Origin of the sequence: Serpentinimonas maccroryi (assembly GCF_000828915.1) — a bacterium.
In the GTDB taxonomy this organism is placed as follows: Bacteria; Pseudomonadota; Gammaproteobacteria; order Burkholderiales; family Burkholderiaceae_C; genus Serpentinimonas; species Serpentinimonas maccroryi.
In genome coordinates this window covers 856,342-874,182 of sequence record NZ_AP014569.1, presented here as the reverse complement: position 1 = coordinate 874,182, position 17,841 = coordinate 856,342, and the positions used below count along the sequence as shown (strand labels likewise).

General features: G+C 66.2%; 14 protein-coding genes. 9 read left to right on the top strand and 5 right to left on the bottom strand.

From position 1 onward, the window contains the following. Window positions 1–25: 25 nt before the first annotated feature. Window positions 26–1,150, top strand: a complete 1,125-nt coding sequence (locus tag SMCB_RS04135) for an AI-2E family transporter (RefSeq protein WP_045535272.1) — start codon at window positions 26–28, stop codon at window positions 1,148–1,150. Between the two features lie 36 nt (window positions 1,151–1,186). Here the strand turns inward: SMCB_RS04135 and SMCB_RS04130 are convergent, their stop codons facing one another. Beyond that, the gene (locus SMCB_RS04130) at window positions 1,187–2,656 is read right to left on the bottom strand and encodes a methyl-accepting chemotaxis protein (protein ID WP_231851244.1); all 1,470 of its coding nucleotides are present in this window, start codon (window positions 2,654–2,656) and stop codon (window positions 1,187–1,189) included. Window positions 2,657–3,050: 394 nt separating this feature from the next. Between SMCB_RS04130 and SMCB_RS04125 the strand changes: the two genes are divergently transcribed. From SMCB_RS04125 to SMCB_RS12940, 3 genes are read left to right on the top strand one after another with little or no spacing between them, the layout of a single operon-like run. Further along, window positions 3,051–5,285 carry a putative bifunctional diguanylate cyclase/phosphodiesterase gene (locus SMCB_RS04125; RefSeq protein WP_052468410.1) on the top strand — a complete coding sequence of 745 codons (2,235 nt, stop codon included), beginning with the start codon at window positions 3,051–3,053 and terminating at the stop codon, window positions 5,283–5,285. Next, window positions 5,282–6,418 (top strand): ABC transporter substrate-binding protein, encoded by a 1,137-nt coding sequence (locus SMCB_RS04120; protein ID WP_052468409.1) that lies wholly within the window; start codon window positions 5,282–5,284, stop codon window positions 6,416–6,418. The genes SMCB_RS04125 and SMCB_RS04120 overlap by 4 nt, the downstream gene beginning before the upstream one ends. Then, window positions 6,415–8,775, top strand: a complete 2,361-nt coding sequence (locus SMCB_RS12940) for an ATP-binding protein (RefSeq protein WP_052468408.1) — start codon at window positions 6,415–6,417, stop codon at window positions 8,773–8,775. Before SMCB_RS04120 ends, SMCB_RS12940 begins: the two co-directional genes overlap by 4 nt. Here SMCB_RS12940 and SMCB_RS04110 read toward each other — a convergent pair whose 3' ends face one another. Then, window positions 8,776–9,627 carry a class III extradiol dioxygenase family protein gene (locus tag SMCB_RS04110; RefSeq protein ID WP_045535269.1) on the bottom strand — a complete coding sequence of 284 codons (852 nt, stop codon included), beginning with the start codon at window positions 9,625–9,627 and terminating at the stop codon, window positions 8,776–8,778. It lies immediately after the preceding gene. Window positions 9,628–9,684: 57 nt separating this feature from the next. Next, window positions 9,685–10,119 carry a protocatechuate 4,5-dioxygenase subunit alpha gene (locus SMCB_RS04105; protein ID WP_082027220.1) on the bottom strand — a complete coding sequence of 145 codons (435 nt, stop codon included), beginning with the start codon at window positions 10,117–10,119 and terminating at the stop codon, window positions 9,685–9,687. Between the two features lie 125 nt (window positions 10,120–10,244). Here SMCB_RS04105 and SMCB_RS04100 point away from each other — a divergent pair, with 125 nt between their 5' ends. Then, a complete protein-coding gene (locus SMCB_RS04100; protein ID WP_338056288.1) occupies window positions 10,245–11,252 on the top strand; it encodes a LysR family transcriptional regulator in 1,008 nt (335 codons plus the stop codon). Here the strand turns inward: SMCB_RS04100 and SMCB_RS04095 are convergent. Further along, window positions 11,149–12,108: a helix-turn-helix domain-containing protein gene (locus SMCB_RS04095; RefSeq protein WP_231851243.1), complete on the bottom strand. Its 960-nt coding sequence runs from the start codon at window positions 12,106–12,108 to the stop codon at window positions 11,149–11,151. The genes SMCB_RS04100 and SMCB_RS04095 overlap by 104 nt on opposite strands. Before the next feature lie 276 nt (window positions 12,109–12,384). Between SMCB_RS04095 and SMCB_RS04090 the strand changes: the two genes are divergently transcribed. From SMCB_RS04090 to SMCB_RS04075, 4 genes are all read left to right on the top strand, one after another. Beyond that, window positions 12,385–13,566, top strand: coding sequence for a cytochrome P450 (locus tag SMCB_RS04090; protein WP_045537589.1), 1,182 nt, complete (start codon window positions 12,385–12,387; stop codon window positions 13,564–13,566). A 38-nt stretch (window positions 13,567–13,604) separates the two neighbouring features. Beyond that, the gene (locus SMCB_RS04085; protein WP_045535266.1) at window positions 13,605–13,928 is read left to right on the top strand and encodes a 2Fe-2S iron-sulfur cluster-binding protein; all 324 of its coding nucleotides are present in this window, start codon (window positions 13,605–13,607) and stop codon (window positions 13,926–13,928) included. Between the two features lie 46 nt (window positions 13,929–13,974). Then, window positions 13,975–15,291, top strand: a complete 1,317-nt coding sequence (locus SMCB_RS04080; RefSeq protein WP_082027219.1) for an NAD(P)/FAD-dependent oxidoreductase — start codon at window positions 13,975–13,977, stop codon at window positions 15,289–15,291. Window positions 15,292–15,450: 159 nt separating this feature from the next. Then, on the top strand, window positions 15,451–16,800 hold the full coding sequence (locus SMCB_RS04075; protein ID WP_045535264.1) for an esterase-like activity of phytase family protein: 1,350 nt from the start codon (window positions 15,451–15,453) through the stop codon (window positions 16,798–16,800). Between the two features lie 8 nt (window positions 16,801–16,808). On the opposite strand, the gene SMCB_RS04070 is transcribed toward SMCB_RS04075, so the two are convergent. Then, complete coding sequence (locus tag SMCB_RS04070; RefSeq protein WP_045535262.1) at window positions 16,809–17,720, bottom strand: LysR family transcriptional regulator; 912 nt, start codon at window positions 17,718–17,720, stop codon at window positions 16,809–16,811. Window positions 17,721–17,841 lie beyond the last annotated feature (121 nt).

The following is a 17,841-nucleotide window of genomic DNA, read 5'->3' as shown; positions in this document are numbered from 1 at the left end:
GCTGATCCCCACCCAATCGCCGCCCATGCAAGACGTCCACCCCCCCGCTTGGCTGCGCAACGGCCTGGTCGCTTTGCTGCTGGGCGTGCTGCTGCTCGCCGGCCTGATCGTGCTGCAGCCCTTCCTGACCGCGGTGGCTTGGGCGGCGATCTTGGTCTATGTATCTTGGCCGCTGTACGAGCGGCTGGTGCGGCGCTTCAACGGCCAGCGCGGCTGGGCCGCGTTCACCATGACGATGGCGCTGGCCGTGATACTGGTCGCGGTGCCGCTGTGGCTGCTGCTCATGATGCAGCGCGAGGGCACGGGCGCGCTGAGCGACGCGCTGGCGCTGCTGCGGGCCGGCGTCGAGCTGCCGCAGCCGCTGGCCGCAGTCCCCGTGCTGGGTCCTTGGTTGCAAGAGCAGCTGGCGGTACTCGGTGGCGACCGCCAAGAACTTGGCATTTACCTCGCCGCGCTGGGCGAGCAGTGGGGGCAGTGGCTTGGCGCGCGCGCCGTCGGCCTGCTGGGCGACTTGGGCATCAACGCGCTGCGCTTCGCGATCGCGCTGCTGACGGCGTTTTTCCTGTTTCGCGACGGCGAGCAGTTGTTCCAAGAATCGCGCCAGGTGTTGCGCGGGCTACTGGGCAACCGCGTCCAGGCTTACTTCGATGCCGTCGGCAACACCACCCGCGCCGTCGTTTATGGCCTGCTGCTGGCCGGGGTCGCGCAGGGCTTCGTGGCGGGGCTGGGCTATTGGGCGGTGGGCATCTCAGCGCCGGTGTTTTGGGGTGCGGCCACCGCGTTGCTGGCGCTGATCCCGTTCGGCGCCATTCTCATCTGGATGCCGATGGCGCTGTGGCTGCTGCTCACCGGCTATGTTGCAGCCGGCATCGGCCTGCTGCTGTGGGGTATGCTGGCGGTGAGCTGGATCGATAACCTGGTGCGCCCGCTGGTCATCAGCGGCGTGTCCAAGGTGCCGTTCCTGATCGTGCTGTTTGGCGTGCTCGGCGGGCTCGGCGCATTCGGGCTGATCGGGCTGTTCGTCGGCCCGGTCATCCTCGCGGTGCTGCTGGCCGTCTGGCGCGAATGGGCGGCTACCGCTGCTGCCGGCAGCGCGCCTGCTGCGCCTGCTGCGCCCGCTGCGCCCGATGATTTGCAGGCCCGGGGCTGAAAGCCAGCCCAACGGGAACAACGCAACAAATCAAGCTTATTCGAGCCGGAAGCGGCACACCACTTCCGAGAGCGCGCGCGCCTGCTCGCTCATGGCTGCAGCAGCGGCTGCACTTTGCTCGACCAGCGCCGCGTTTTGCTGCGTCATCTGATCGAGCTGGCTGACTGCGGCGTTGATCTGCGCCACGCCTTCGGCCTGCTCGCCCGAGGCGCTCGATATTTCGGCCACCACATCGCGCACGCGCTCGACCTGTTCGACGATGGCCTGGATCGATTCACCCGCTTGGTTCACCAGACCCACGCCCGCCCCGACCCGATCGACGCTGTTGTTGATCAACACCTTGATCTCTTTGGCCGCTTCGGCGCTGCGCCCAGCCAGCGAGCGCACTTCGGAGGCCACGACCGCAAAACCGCGCCCGGCTTCACCCGCCCGCGCTGCCTCGACTGCGGCGTTGAGCGCCAAGATATTGGTCTGAAACGCGATGCCGTCGATGACGGAGATGATTTCGCTGATTTTTTTCGACGCTTGCTGGATCTCGCTCATGGTATGCACCACGCTGCCCACCACCTCGCGGCCTTGCTGCGCGCTCTGGCCCGCAGCCGTGGCCAGCTCGCTGGCGGTGCGCGCCGAAGCCGCCGAATGCCCGATGCCCTCCGACATGCTCTCCATGCTGGCCGCCGTTTGCTCAAGATTGCTCGCGCTCTGTTCGGTGCGCTCGCTCAGGTTCTGATTGCCGGCAGCAATTTCCTGCGCCACCGCCGTGATGCCGTCGGTGCCGTGGCGCACGTCGGCCACCACCTGCGCAATCTGTTTGCGCATGGCGTTCAGGGTGCGGCTCATCTGGCCAAACTCGTCTTGGCGCTTGATCGACAAGCTCACCCCCAGGTTGCCATCAGCCATCTGCTGCGCAAAGGCCATGACCTCGTTGAGGGGCGTGCGGATGCTGCGAATCAGCAACCAAGCCCCTGCCAGAATGAGCAGGATTAGCACCCCAAGCATGGCAGACGCGCGCGCCATGTTGAGGTCGCGTTGTACGGCAAAACCGGCCTGCGAATCTCTCAGCTGGCTGCTCTGCAGCTCTGCGAACTCACGCAGACTGTTCAGGTACGGCCCGACCAATGGGTTGAAAGTTTGGGTGATTTCTTGTATGGCGGCATCTGGCTGACCTTGCTCTCGCAACTGCCGCGCCCGAGCCAATGAGTCCAAAACCGCCTGGCGGCCCTGGGCAATGCGCTGCATCAGCTCTTGATCTTGGGCGCTCAAGGGCAAGGCTTCCAGCCGCTGCTGCACCGCTGTAATTTCTCGCACGGTCTGCGGAATCAAGTCGCCGAAGGTGGCATCCAGCGTCGGGTTGGAGGCAATAAAGGACGCCTGAACCCGAGTCACATTGGTTTCCACCAAACCGGCCCAACGGGTGGCCAGTTGCAGCTTCTCGCTCTTTTGCGCCAGCACGGCCTCAGATTCAGCTGTGATGGCGCGCGACTGCATGGAGGTGGTCAGGACCAAGCCGACCATTCCAAAAATCAGCAAAACCAAGCCAAGCCACAACTTTGCCCCCACGCTCAGACCAGCGTATCTTGATGGCGCTTGCAAGCTATGTTCCATACCGTTTCCCAACTTTCGTTTCTAAACATCCGTGTGGGCATCAAAGCCCAAATGCTGCCCAAATGCACGCAAAGTGCGTAAGCAGTGCGTAAGCGGGGCGCATATTAACTCAAAGTCAGCGTTTGCACCGGGCTGGCAAGCAGACTCCCTCTACGCAAAATGCTATTATGAGCCGCTAAATCGCTTTTTGCGCGTGTTGTTGGCACATGCACGCAGTGCACCATCCAGCACCTCCGCATCGGCGCCACTACATGCTGCCCCTAAACCCGCACCATCAGCTTCAACGATTGCATACATGACCGGCAAACCCTTGCAAGACCCGGCCGACATCTTCGTCTTTGCCGATGACCGCCCTGTGACGCCCCAAGACCTCACGCCGCCTAGCAAGCCTTGGCGCGTGCTGGTGGTCGATGACGACCCCGACGTGCACATCAGCACCGCCTTTGCGCTCGACCTCACCTGGACGTTGGAGCGCCCGATCGAGCTGCTGCGGGCCGAATCCGCAGCCCAAGCGCGCCAGATCTTGGCCGAAAACGCCGACATCGCCGTGGTCTTGCTCGACGTGGTGATGGAAACCGCCGACGCCGGCCTGTTGTTGGTGGACTACATCCGGCGCGAGCTCGGCCTGAGCGCCACGCGCATCGTGCTGCGCACCGGCCAGCCCGGCTACGCCCCCGAGCACGAGACCTTGGCGCGTTACGACATCAACGACTACCGCTCCAAGTCCGAACTCACGCAGCACAAACTCGTCTCTGCCCTGATGGCGGCGGTGCGCGCCTACGAGCAGGTGCGCACCATCGAGGCCAGCCGGCGCGGCCTGCAGCAGATCGTGCTCGGCTCGGCCGAGCTGATGCAAATGAGCGGTTTGCAGCGCTTTGCCGACGGCGTGCTGACGCAGGTCGCAGCCTTGCTGGGCGTGTCGCCCCATGGCTTGGTTTGCGCCCAAGGCCCGTCCCCAGGCGGTCCCTACATGGTGCTGGCCGCCGCAGGCCCCTACGCGGCCATGATCAACCAGCCGTTGGAGCGCCTCAATGGCCACCCGGCGCTGCTGCGCCTGCGCGAAGCGCTGCAACACCAGCGCAACCACTTGGGCCACTCCGAGACCGTGCTCTACGTGGGCAGCGAGCGCGGCATGGACATGGCCATTTACCTTCCCACGGCCCTGACGCAAGACGAACTGACCCTGCAACTGCTCGATGTGTTGTGCGTCAACCTCAGCGCCTGCCTGCGCAACCTCAACCTCGTGCAACGGTTGCAGCAGGTGGCTTATCAAGATGCGCTGCTCGGCATCGCCAACCGGACCCGGCTGATCGAATGCATCGAGGCTGCTGTGCACAGCGACGCTGCCCCCCACCTGCTGATCTTGGCCGACATCGACGACTTCAACGGCATCAACGAGCTCATGGGACACCCCTTCGGCGACCGGGTGCTGCAGGCCCTGACGCGGCGCCTGATCGACTCGCTGCCCACCGCCGTGCTGGTGGCGCGGGTCGCGGGCAACTCCTTTGGCTTGTTTGGCACCGCCGATCTGCTGCAAGCCGCGCAGGTGCAACAGGCCCTCGATGCGCCCCTGGTCATCGACGGCCAGCCCTTCAAGGTGCGGGCTTCCATGGGCAGTTGCGCGGGTGCCGACCTGAGCAGCTCGGGCGCCGACGCGCTCAAGAACGCCTCCATCGCCCTCAAGCACGCCAAGTTGCAGCACCGTGGCGACTTGGTGTGTTTCGACTCGGCCATGGCGCAGCGCTCGCGCAACCACGCCGAACTGCTGGCGCGGCTCAATGCCGCCTTCAGCGACCAGCAGTTGTTCCTCGTCTATCAACCGCAAGTCAACCTCGACACGCGCGCCGTGATCGGCCTCGAAGCCCTGCTGCGCTGGCGGCGCGAAGACGGCACCATGGTGCCGCCCGACCGCTTCATCCCGGTGGCCGAGCAGTCGGGGTTGATCGACACCCTCGGGTTGTGGGTGTTCAAGACCGCCTGCCTCGACATGCAGCGCCTGATCGCCGCCGGCTTGGCCCCCCAGTTGATGGCGGTCAACGTTTCGGTGGCGCAGTTCAAGAGCCCCACCTTTGTGGCACAGATCGAGCAGACTTTGCTCGACACGGGTTTGGCCGCCGGGCGAATCGAACTCGAAATCACCGAGTCGGTGGCGGCGCTGGGGCTGGGGGTGGTCGAACCCATCTTGGAGCGCTTGCGCCGCCTTGGGCTGTCGGTGGCCATCGACGACTTCGGCACCGGCTACTCCTCGCTCGCCTATATCGAGCGGCTGCCGCTGGATCGCATCAAGATCGACCGCGAATTTGCGCGCCAACTGCAAACCGGCGAAGAAGCGCGCATCGCGGCCCTGATCGCGCAGCTTGGCTCCACGCTCGGTCTGCGGGTGTTGGCCGAAGGCATAGAAGACGCGCAAGTGTGGCGCAAGCTGCAAAACATCGGTTGCCACGAAGGCCAGGGTTTTCACATCGCCCGCCCCATGCCCTTTGCCGACTTGCCCGCTTGGCTGCGCCAGTGGAATCGCCGAACGCCATGAGCCCACCCCCAAGCCGCCGCCGCCTGCTCCGTCACGCCGTCGCCTGGCCCTTGGGGGCCACGCTGGCGGCGGTCGGGTTGCACGCTTGTGCGCCACCAGCGCCGGTGCGGCTGGCCCTGCTGGCGGGCCTGACCGGCGCCATCAGCGATTTGGGGGTTGGGGTGCGCGACGGCGCGCTGCTGGCCATCGAACAGGCACGCGCCGCCGGCCGGGCGCTCGAGCTGCTGGAATTCGACGACGCCCAACGCCCCGAGATGCTGCCCGAGGTGGCGCTGCGCATCGCCAGCGCCCAAGTTGCGGCCGTCATCGGGCCAGCCACCAGCAGCATCGCGCAAACCTGGATTCCGCTGGCCCAGGAGCACGGGCTGCTGAGCGTTTCGCCGACCGTGACCAGCCACGACTTCAGTGGCCTCGACGACTTGTTTTTTCGCGTCTGCGCCAGCACGCGCTTGTACGCCACCCACAGCGCCACCTTCGCCGTGCAGCGGCGCGGCTGGCGCCGGCTGACCCTGGTCCGCGACGAGGCCAACGCCGCCTACACCCGCAGTTGGGCCGATTTTTTTCTGGCCCAAGCCGGTGCGCTGGGGGCGGATGTAGCCGAACCGGTGGTTTACCGCGGGCCGCTGCAACCGCAGCAGGCGCACGCGGCGCTGCAACAGGCATTGGTGCAACAGCCCGATGCGTTGGTGCTGGTGGCCAGCGCCAGCGACACCGCCATGCTGGCCCAACTGGCCCGGCGCAGCCCGCAAACCCCGGCGCTGCAAGCCGCCGAGTGGGCCTCGACCGACCAGCTGATCGTGCGCGGCGGGCGCGCGGTGGAGGGCATGGTGGTGTCGCAATACTTTGACCGCGAAAGCCGCACCCCGGCCTATCTGGATTTTTTGCAGCGCTTCGAGCAGCGCTTCAGGCGTGCGCCGGGTTTTGCCGAAGTCGCCGCCTACGATGCTGCCCAGGTGCTGCTGCAGGCGCTGCAGCAACAAGCGGCTGGCGAAGCGCTGAAAGCCACCTTGTTGCGTGTGCGCAGCTTCAATGGCTTGCAAGACCCGATCGTCTTCGACGCCTACGGCGACCACCTGCGCCCGCTGGTGATGACCGAAATTCGCAACGGCCGCTTTAGCACCGTACGCGCATGAAAGCCCCGCGCGCGCTCTCAATCCGCTGGCTGTTGGTGGGCCAGTTCGTGCTGGTGATTGCCTTGTCGGTCGCCTTGGTGGTGGCACTGACGCTGTTCTGGCGCCTGCCGCTGGAACGGGAGAGGCAGCATCACGAGCAGCAGCGCATGGCCACCGTGGTGGTGCAGCAGTTGCAGGACCTGCTCAACGCCACCGAACTGCAGCTCGAAATGCTCCGTGCTGCCAGCCCAGGCGGCCCGATCCAAGGCAAACGGGTTGACCCCCTCGTGCGCCGCTTTGCGCAGCAGTTGGTCGATCAGGCCGGCACTTTTCAAGCCATCTACTGGGTCGGCCCCGACGCTTTGGTGCTCGATTTCGTATTGCCTTTTGCCCTCGGTTACCCCACGACCGCAGGGCGCTCTGGGGCCGACCTGAGCAACCTGCCCATTTTGCGTTTGACTGCTCAAGGCGAGCACCCGGTCTGGAGCGACCAGTACCTCTCGCCCTTGGTGGAGCAGCCGGTGGTGGGCATCGCCCTGCCCTTGTCCAACGGGTTCATGGTCGCCGAAATCTCGGTGCAGGCGCTGGTCACGGGCAGCGTCGAATGGGGCCAGCGCGGCGACCTGCTGGTGCTATTCACCGACAGCCGCGGCGAACTGGTCGGCTCGCCCGACCCGCTCGACCCCCTGCACCGGCGCAACATCGCCCACCTGGAGCCCATTGCTGGCGCCCTTGACTCGGCACGGTCTCATGGCCGCATCGAGCACCAGGGTAAAGCGTTTGAAGGCTACGCCATGCGCCTCGACCGCCTCGGGTGGGTCGTTTTTGCCGGTCAACCGCTGGAGCGGGCGCGGGCTACGGAGCGTGCGGCCTCCATTCTGAGCACTGTGGTGGTGTTGTTTGCGATCGGCTTTGGCTTGCTGCTCAACCTGCTGGTGGCCACCCGGATCGGGCGCCACCTGCGCCGCAGCGTGGACTACTCCGAGGCGCTGGCGCGCGGCGACTACGAGGCCACCACGCCGCGCAGCCGCATCGCCGAGGTGCAGCAGCTCGAACACAGCCTGAGCCAGATGGCGCAGGAAGTGCGCCGCCGCGAGCAGCAACTGCGCGCCATCATCGACCTCGGGCCCACGGTGGCGGTGCAGATCTACGACCGCGACAGCCGGGTGGTGGACTGGAACCCGGCTTCGGAGCGCATGTTGGGCTACAGCCGCGCTCAGGCCATAGGCAAGCGGCCGGTCGATCTGTACTACGACACCCAGCAACAGGCCGATTTCGAAGCCATCCTGGAGCGCATCGCCCGCACCGGCGAACCCTTCGGCCCCTTCGAGGGCGCCTTGCGCGGCGCTGACGGCGCCTTGCACTGGATTTATTCCACCACCTTTGCGATCCCTGGGCAGCAGGCGGACGAAGTGCGCTTCGTCTGCATGGACATCGACATCAGCGAAATCAAAAGGCTGGAAGCCGAGCTGCGCAGCCTCAACAGCGAGCTCGAAGACCGGGTGCAGCAGCGCACCCAGAGCCTCGAACAGGCCAATAACGAACTGCAACGCACCCTGAACGAACTGCGCTCCACCCAAGACCGGTTGGTCCAAGCCGACAAACTGGCCGCCTTGGGCAGCCTGGTGGCCGGGGTGGCGCACGAACTCAACACCCCGATCGGCAACGCCCTGATGGCGACGAGCACGCTACAAGAGAGCCTGCGTCAGTTCCGCGAGCGCCTGCAGCAGGGGCTGCGGCGCAGCGAGCTCGACGCCTTTGTGCAACAAGTGGGCACGGCCGACGACATCGCCACGCGCAACCTCGAGCGCGCCGCCGAGCTCATCAGCTCGTTCAAACAGGTGGCGGTGGACCAGGCCAGTTCGCAGCGGCGCCGGTTTCAGTTGTCCGAACTGGTGCACGAAATCGTGCTAACCCTGCAGCCGATGCTCAAGCATAGCCCCTATGCGCTCGAGGTCGAGGTGCCCGCCGGCATCTGGCTCGACAGCTTTCCCGGCCCGCTCGGGCAGGTGCTGGCCAATCTGGTGCAAAACGCCTGGGTGCACGGGCTGCAAGGGCGCGCCAGCGGCCGCATCCGCATCGAGGCATCGGCCCTCGAGGGCGAGCAATTCGCACTCAGCGTGAGCGACGACGGCAAGGGCATTGCGCCGCACCTACAAGACCGCGTGTTCGAGCCCTTTTTTACCACCCGGCTGGGCCAGGGCGGCAGCGGGCTGGGCCTGCACATCGTGCACAACCTGGTGACGGGGGTGCTGGGCGGACGCTTGGCGCTCGAGAGCAGCCCGGGCCAAGGGGCCCGCTTCACCCTCACCTGCCCGCTGGTGGCCCCCCGGGAACTCGTCCAGGGAGCTGCCCCGGTCGGCAGCGCTGCGCCTTGATCAGGCCAGACACTCCAGTGCCATCACCCCGGTGGCGGTGTTCGAGATCGGGATGTGGTAGTTGCTGTGCACCTTGCGCACCCCAGCCCCGCCGCGCGTCAGGGCGGCGCGCATGGCCAGCCACATCAGCAGCTCCACCCCCTGGGTGCCGGCCCGTTCGACCAGTTCCAGATCGCTGAACTGGGTTGCCCACTCGGGGTTGGAGACCATGCTTTCGAGAAACTGCTGGTCGAAGGCCTTGTTGATGAAGCCGGCGCGCTCGCCCTCGAGCTGGTGGCTCAGCCCGCCCGTGGCCATGACCAGCACCCGTTTGTCGCTGTCCCAGCGCTGGATCGCCTCGCCCACCGCCTGGCCCAGCTTATAGACCCGCCGCGCCGTGGGCAGTGGGAACTGCACGGTGTTGATGTCGATCGGCACGATCTGTACCGGGGCCACCTCGTATTCGGGCCAAAACAGCTTCAACGGCAGCGTACAGGCGTGATCGACCAGCATCTCTTGGCAAGTCACGACATCAAACTCGTGCGCCACCAGATGCCGGATGATCTGCCACGACAGCTCCGGGCAGCCGGCCAGCGGCGGCAGCGTCGGGATGCCCCAGCCTTCGTCGGCGTTGTGGTACTCGGCGGCGGCCCCGACGGCGAAGGTCGGCATTTTGTCGAGAAAGAAGTTGAGCCCGTGGTCGTTGTAGAACACCACCACCACCTCGGGGCGCACTTGATTGAGCCAGCGGTGGATGGGCGGGAAGCCGTCGAAAAAGGGCTTCCAGTAGGGCTCTTGCTGCCAGCCTTTGGCCAATGCGTTGCCGATGGCCGGAATGTGCGAAGTGGCCAAGCCACCGAGTAGGGTTGCCATGAGGTTCCTTGAGGCGCTATAGGGAAAATGGGGTTGGGGGTGGCGCAGGGTCTAGCGCTAGACCCCGAGCTTGGCCGCAGGCCAGTCGGGCTGCTGGTTGGCCGCGGCCAGTTTGGCCATGAACTCGGGCTTGCTCACGCCGGTCTGCTGTGCCCCGATGTCTTGCATGTTGAGGCCAAATATGCCGGCAAATTTGGCCAGGTAGTAGGCGTTGCCACCGGCTTGCAGCAGCGCCAGCACCTGCTTGGAGCGCACCGCCTCGGCCTGCTGCGGGTTCAGGCCGTAGCGCGCCATGTAGCCCTCGGGGTCGGCGACAAAGGCCTCGCGGTTGGCTTGGTGATTGAACGAAAAACACATTTTGTTGAGCGCGTAGCCCTTTTGGGCGAGCGCGCCGTCAAACGGCGTCGTGCCGGGGATGTCATGGGTATCGCGGGGGGCGCTGGGATCGCTGGGGTTGCGGGTGACGCTTTGATTGCATACTGGGCTGCTCATTCTTGGACTCCTGGGTGGTGTGGTCTGCAAGGGCGGTCGAGCACGGCTTGGGCGCAGACCGTTTTGGCTCTAGCGGGTGCCCCAGTGTGGCGCATGAATTGACTTCGATCAAGCAAGGAGTCATCATGCAACCCATGAATGATTTTGATTGGTACGCGCTCGATGCGCGCTTGCTGCGCCTGCTGGTGGCGGTGGCGCAAACCGGCTCGGTGACCGCCGCCGCCCAGCGCTTGGGGGTGACGCAGTCGGCGGTGAGCCACCAGCTCGATCGGCTGCGCGCCATCGTAGGCGACCCGCTGTTTGTCAAGTCTGGGCGCGGCATCGTGGCCACGGCGCGCACCGAGGCTTTGTTGGAACCGGCGCAGGCGCTGCTGGAGCAAATGGAGCGCTTTGCACGGCGCGAGCGCTTCGAGCCGGTCCTGTGGGAGGGCAGCGTCACCGTGGCGGCCAACGATCTGCAGCGCGACTTGCTGCTGCCGCCGCTGTTGCAGCGCTTGCAACACCTGGCCCCCAAGGTGCGGCTGCACGTGATTCCGTCGGGCATCCCGAGCTTGGAGCTGCTGCGCCAGCAACACTGCCAGCTCGTGCTCAGTCCGCGACCGCCCGATGGCACCGACATCGTGCAAAAACGCCTGTTTGAAGACGCCTACCGGGTGTTTTACGATCCCACCCAACGCGCCGCCCCGCGCGACCTAGACGAATTCCTGGCTGCCGACCACGCCACCGTGGTCTATGAGCCCAACCGGGCCCTGGACTTTGACCAGTGGCTGCTCGGGCGCGGGGTGCAGCGACGCTTTCGGGTGCTGGTGCCTGGTTTTGCCGGCCTGGCTTCGTTTTTACCCGGCAGCCGCCTGCTCGCCACCGCCCCCGGCTTGCTGCAGCGCCACCTGCTGCGCGGCCTGGCCAGCGCCGTCCCACCGCTGGCCTGCCCGCCGTTGCCGATGTACCTGGTGTGGCACCTGCGGCACCAGCACGACCCGGCGCAGCGCTGGCTGCGCGCCCAGATCGAGGCGCTGGTGCCGGCCCTGCTCAGCCCCCAGCCGGGGGTGGCTGCGCAACAGTCCGCACCACCTGCACCGCTTGCCGCTGCGCCTGCCGATACTGTTGCGGGCTCTGGCCGGTGCGGCGCTTGAAGAAGCGCGAGAAATACGCAGGATCGTCGAAACCGAGCTCGAGCGCCAAGCTGGCAGCGGGTGCGGCGATGTAGAGCAGGCGCCGACAAGCCTCGCGGGTCAGCCGTTCGTGCACCAACTCGAGGGCGCTGCGGCCACTGGCGCTGCGCGTCAGGCGGTTCAAGCGCTGCAGCGACAGCCCCAGCCGCTCCGCGTAGCGCTGCAGCGGCCAGTGCTCCAGAAAATGCTGCTCCAGCAGCAGCAAAAATCGCGTGAAAAGCGCTTGGTGCTGGTGTGCCCGCGTGCCCGCCGGGGCGGCTTGGCGCTGTTGCGCGCTGGCCTGTGCCAGGCGCCACACCAGCGCCCGCGCCAGCCAGCCCAGCACCGGCGAGCCGCCCGCCCCGGTGGGCCATTGAAACTCGTGCGTGAGCTCCCGAAACAGCGCATCGAGCCGCTGCGCCACAGCTTCCTCGGCCCAAAAGTGCAACAGGCGCGGGGCGGCAAACAGCTCCTGAAAGGCCGTTCCAAGCGCCCCCGTCTCGCCCTCGAGCAGCCAGCGTGCGCTCAGCGTCAGCACGCGGCCATCGGTTTCGGGGGTAAAGCGGAAGCCGTGCACCACACTGGGTGGCAGCACGATAGCCGCCGGCGCCTGCGCTGCGCTGCGGTGCTCGTCGAGCAGCACCTCGGCCTGGCCGCGCCACAGCCACAGCACTTGGTACAGCCCCTGGTGCGTGTGCGGCTGGATTTCCCAATGGTAGAGGCGGCTGCGCGACTGCACCTCTTCGATGTGCAGCAACTCCTGCCCCAGCGACGCCGCCTCGCCATAGAGTGCGAAACTGGGGATGTGCCTGCCGCCGGCCCAAGGTGGGCCGGCCAAGTCGGCCGATTGGCTGGGAACGCCAGCGCCATTGCTCCGGCTTGGGCCCTGCGGCGCTGGCCGGCCAGATGCGAGGGATGGCACAGAGGGGCGCACAAAGGAGCGATCGGTCATGGTTGCATTTTGATTCAAAAGTACCAGCAATCGCCTAGATTTTTGCACGCCTTCAAAGCCCTCTCGGCCCTACAGTTTGGGCCTTGGCCGAGCAATCAAGCAAAGCCAAACAAAACACCAAGCCGGCCCCAGAAGGCCCAGCACACGCAGGAGACCCGCGCCATGTTCAGCTTCCAGTTCGACCCCTATGCGCCGGCGATCGACGCCGACCCGTTCCCCTACTACCGCCGACTGCGCGACGAACACCCATGCTTTTGGAGCGAGCAGGCGCAAATGTGGGTGTTGTCGCGCTATGTGGACATCGTGAGCGCGCTCAACGACTGGCAAACGTACTCCAGCGCCAGCGGCAACCTGATGACCGAACTGCCGGGCCGCGCCGGTGCCACCCTGGGCAGCTCCGACCCACCCCGGCACGACCGCCTGCGCGCCCTGGTGCAACACGCCTTCATGAAGCGCAACCTGCAGGCGCTCGAAGAGCCGATCCGCGCCGTGGCGCAGCAGGTGTTTGGCCAGCTGCGCGGCGTGTCGCAGTTCGATTTCAAAGACGTGTCGTCGCAATTCACGGTCAAGGTGTTGATGAGCGCGCTCGGCCTGCCGATGGGCGAGGAAGCGCTGGTGGCCGAGCACGAAGTGCGCGACCACGCGGTGCTGATGGTGCAAAGCGATGCCCGCACCCGCGCCAAGGGCCCCGAGCACATCGCCGCCTACCAATGGATGCAAAACTACGCCGCGCAAGTGATCGCCTTGCGCCGTGCCGAGCCGCGCAACGACCTGATCAGCCACTTCGCCATGGCCGAAATCGACGGCGACCGCCTCGACGAGCGCGAGGTGCTGCTCACCACCACCACCCTGATCATGGCCGGGGTCGAGTCGCTGGGGGGCTTCATGATGATGCTGGCCTACAACCTCGCCAGCTTCGACGCGGCTCGGCGCTCCGTGGTGGCCGACCCCTCGCTGCTGCCCGACGCGATCGAAGAAAGCCTGCGCTACAACACCTCGGCGCAGCGCTTTCGCCGCCGCCTGATGAAAGACGTGACGCTGCACGGCCAGACCATGCGCACCGGCGACTTCGTCTGCCTGGCCTATGGCAGCGGCAACCGCGACGAGCGCCAGTTCCCCGACCCAGACCGCTACGACATCGGACGCAAGCCGCGCGGCCATTTGGGTTTTGGTGGCGGCGTACACGCCTGCTTGGGCACGGCCATTGCCAGGCTGGCGCTCAAAATAGCCTTCGAGGAGTTCCACCGCGTGGTGCCCGAATACCATCGGGTGGCCGAGCAACTGCCTTGGATGCCTTCCTCCACCTTTCGCAGCCCGCTGGTGCTCGAACTGGCTGCAGGCTGATTTTTTATTTTTCGGACGCACTTTTCGGACGCACTTGCATGGCACAAATCACCTACATCGAGGCCCACGGCCAGACCTGCACCGTCGATCTGCCCGAGGGCTGGAACCTGATGCAAGGCGCGATCGCCAACGGCATCGAGGGCATCTTGGGCGAGTGCGGCGGCTCCTGCGCTTGCGCCACCTGCCACTGCTACGTCGATGAAAGCCACTTGCCCGATCTGGCCGAACCCAGCCAGACCGAACTCGACATGCTCGAGCACGTGGCCGCCGAGCGCCGCCCCAACAGTCGCCTGGCCTGCCAGATCAAGGCCACGGCGCGCCTCGATGGCCTGATTCTGCGCCTGCCGGCGGCGCAAGAATGAAGCCCCAATTGAAGTCCCGAATGAAGTCCCAGCCCAAGGGCACACCATGATCCCGCCCAGCCTGATCCAATCCAGCCTGGGTGCGCCACCGCAGACCCTAGAAAAAAGTGGCGAACCGGGTGGCGAACCGAGCGGCGTTTTGATCATCGGGGCTGGGCAGGCTGGCGTGCAAACCGCCGAGGCGCTGCGCAGCGGCGGCTACGCCGGCCCCCTCACCGTGCTGGGCGAGGAGCCACACCCGCCCTACCGCCGGCCGCCGCTGTCCAAAGCTTGGCTGTGTGGCGAGCTGCAAGCGGCCCAGTTGCTGATGCGCGCCCCCGAGGCGCTGGCGCGCAAAGGCATCGATCTGCGCGTGGGCGTGCGCGTGCAAGCCATTGAGCGCGCCCAGCGCCGGCTGCGGCTGGCCGACGGCAGCACCCTGCCCTATGCCGCGCTGGTGCTGGCCACCGGCGCCAGCCCGCGCCCGCTGGCCTTGCCGGGCGCACCGGCTCTGGGTGTGCTCAGCCTGCGCGGCCTCGACGACGCCACCGCGCTGGCGGCGCGTTTGGCCGACTGCCAGCGCCAGCAGCAGCCCTTGCTGGTGATCGGCGGTGGCTTCATCGGCCTCGAAGTGGCGGCCAGCGCACGCAAGCTCGGGGTCGAAGTCACCGTGCTCGAAGCCGCCCCGCGCTTGCTGGGCCGCGTGCTGGCACCGGCTTTGTCCGACTGGTACGCCGATCTGCACCGCCACCACGGGGTGCAGGTGCGGCTCGGCGCACAACTGGCCGCGCTGGAAACCGGGCCCGACGGGCAGGTGCGCGGCGCTTGGCTGCAAGATGGCAGCCATTGCCCTGGCGCCGCCGTGCTGGTGGGCATCGGGGTGCAAGCCAACGACGCGCTGGCCCAGGCCGCCGGGCTGGACTGCGAGCGCGGCGTGGTCGTCGATGCCTGCGGGCGCAGCAGCGACCCCCACATCTACGCCGCCGGCGACTGCACCGCCCGCCGCCTGCCCGATGGCACGCTGCTGCGGCTGGAATCGGTGCACAACGCCACCGAACAGGCCAAAAGCGTGGCCGCCTCCATCCTCGGGCAAGAGCGCCCCTTTGTCGCCACGCCTTGGTTCTGGAGCGAACAGTACGACAAAAAACTGCAAATGGCCGGCCTGAGCGCCGGGGCCGACCATTGGGTGCTGCGCGGCACAATGGACGCTGGCGCTTTCAGTTTGTACCACTTTCGCGGCCCGCGCCTGCTCGCCGTGGACAGCGTCAACGCCACCCGCGAGCACCTGCAAGCGCGCAAACTGCTCGACGCCGGCCTCTCGCCCACCCCAGAGCAGGCCGCCGACCCCGCCTTCGACCTCGCCAGCCTGCTGGCACCGGGCTAAGCGGCTGGCGGCGATTTCACGCAAGCTTCATCATCCGGTCGCGGCGCTTTCATATGCCGCTGGCACAGTGGTTTTCGAATCGTTCGGCTCGCGCTACCCCGCGCGCGCTGCCGCAATTCGCCCCCCGAAAAACCCACCCACCCAAGCCACCGACCGCCCATGAAACTGTCATTCTGCGCCGCCGCCGCCCTGTCGCTGGGCCTGCTGTCTGCCCCCGCCTTGGCTCAAACCGAATTTCCGGCCCGCTTGGCAGGGCATGCCATATTGCCCGCGCTCACGCTCGTCCCGGCCCCTGCTGGGGCGCCCGCCGACCTGCAACACGCTGGCAAGTTCACCACCGGCCAGCGGGTGGAGGCCATCGGCAGCATCGAGGGCCGCTCGGCTGGCCGCCCCACCGGGGTGCAGGTGCCGTTTCGAGGCCAACCCATGCAAGGCCATTCGGGCATTTTGCACAACGCCGACGGCAGCTTCTGGCTGCTGACCGACAACGGTGCCGGCAACCGCGCCAATTCGCCCGACTTCATGCTGCATTTGAGCCGCTACCGCATCAATTTTCAGACCAACCGCTGGGATCGGCTCGAGACCGTGTTCTTGCACGACCCCGATCGCCGGGTGCCGTTTCGCATCATCCACGAGGGCACGCCGCAGCGTTTCCTGACCGGCTCCGACTTCGACCCCGAGGGCGTGCAGATCGCTGGCGGGCATTTCTGGATCGGCGACGAGTTCGGCCCCTACCTGATCAAGGTCGATATGCAGGGCCGTGTGCGGGGTGTGTTCGAAACCCAGGTCGATGGCCGCACCGTGATTTCGCCCGACCACCCCAACGTGCGCACCCCCGCCGTGCCGGGCGGCGAAGTGGCTTTTCAGGTGCGCCGTTCGCGCGGCTTCGAAGGCTTGGCGTCATCACCCGACGGCAGCCGCCTGTTTGCCATGCTCGAAAGCCCGCTGTGGGACGCCAGCACGCGCGCCTTTGAACAGCGCGACGGCCGCGGCTTTTTGCGCGTGCTCGAGTTCGACGTGGCCACCGAGCGCTGGACCGGCCGTCAGTGGCGCTACACCCTCGAGGCCGACACCCACGCCATCGGCGACTTCAACATGATCAGCCCCACCACCGCCTTGGTAATCGAGCGCGACAGCGGCGAGGGCACCGCCGACCGCGCCTGCCCCGACGGCCAGCGCCGCGCCGACTGCTTCCACGACATCGCACGCTTCAAGCGCGTTTACAAAATCGAGATGAGCGAAGCCAATGTCAACGACGCTGTGCGCAAGATCGGCTTCATCGACCTGATGCGCATCCAAGACCCGAACCGGCTGGCGCGCGTACCGCTCAACGACGGCGTGCTGACCTTCCCCTTCTTCACGATCGAAAACGTCGATCAGGTGGATGCGCGCCACATCGTGGTCGGCAACGACAACAACCTACCGTTCTCGAGCAGCCGCCACCCCAACCGCGCCGACGACAACGAACTGGTGCTGCTCGACGTGGCCGAACTGCTGGCGGCGCGCTGAAGGACGGGTCAAGCCGCCATTGCACCCGGCGGGGCGGTTGAGCCCTGACGCACCAGTTCCAGCAGGTCGTTGACGTACGGCACACCCAGGTCTGCGCTGCGCAGACCTAGGTGTATGTGCTTTTGTATGCCCCGAGCACCCAGCCGCACGGCGACGATGGGCAGGCGGTCGCGGTGCGCTTGCACCACCCACAGCGGCAGCGCCGTCACACCGCGTCCGCTGGCCACCAACTGCAACAACACTTCGGTGTTTTCCACCGTTTTGTGCAAGCGTGGTGCCACCCCAGCCGGCGTCAGGAATTGGCTGTACACATCCAGCCGTTCGGGCGGCACCGGGTAGGTCAGCAGCACCTCGGAAGACAGCTCCTGTGGCTGCACCCGATCCTGCTGCGCCAGAGCGTGCCCTTGGGCCAGCACCAACACCTGCTCGTAGGCGTGCACGGGTTCAAAATGCAGCCCCGGCTTGTGGTGCGGATCGGGCGTCACCAGCACGTCGATGTCGTGCGCAAACAAGGCCCCGATACCTCCAAATTCAAATTTTTGCTTGACATCCAAGTCCACATCGGGCCAGCGCGCCAAGTAGGGGGCCACGTACTGCATGAGCCAAAGGTAGCAGGGATGGCATTCCATGCCCACCCGCAAGCTGCCGCGCTCACCGCGCGCAAACTGCTGCATGCGCTGCTCGGCGTGCTCCAGTTGCGGCAGCAAGCGCTGCGCCAGGTTCAGCAGGTACTGCCCGGCTTGGGTTGGAATCAGGCGCCGACCTTCGCGCCGCCAAATGGGTGTGCCAAAACGGTCTTCGAGCTTGCGCATGCTGTGGCTCAGCGCCGATTGCGTCAGGTGCAGGCGCTGCGCCGCAGCGGTGAGCGAACCGGTGCGCTCCACCTCGCGCAAGATCGCCAAATGAGTGCGCTCAATCATGATTGATGTTCATTGAAATCTGAAATAAGACCATTTTACTTCATCCATTGTCAAGGGCATCATCGGCCTGACCGGCTTACGCAGCAACGCTTTGCGCTGCTGCAAGCCGGCCACAGCGCCC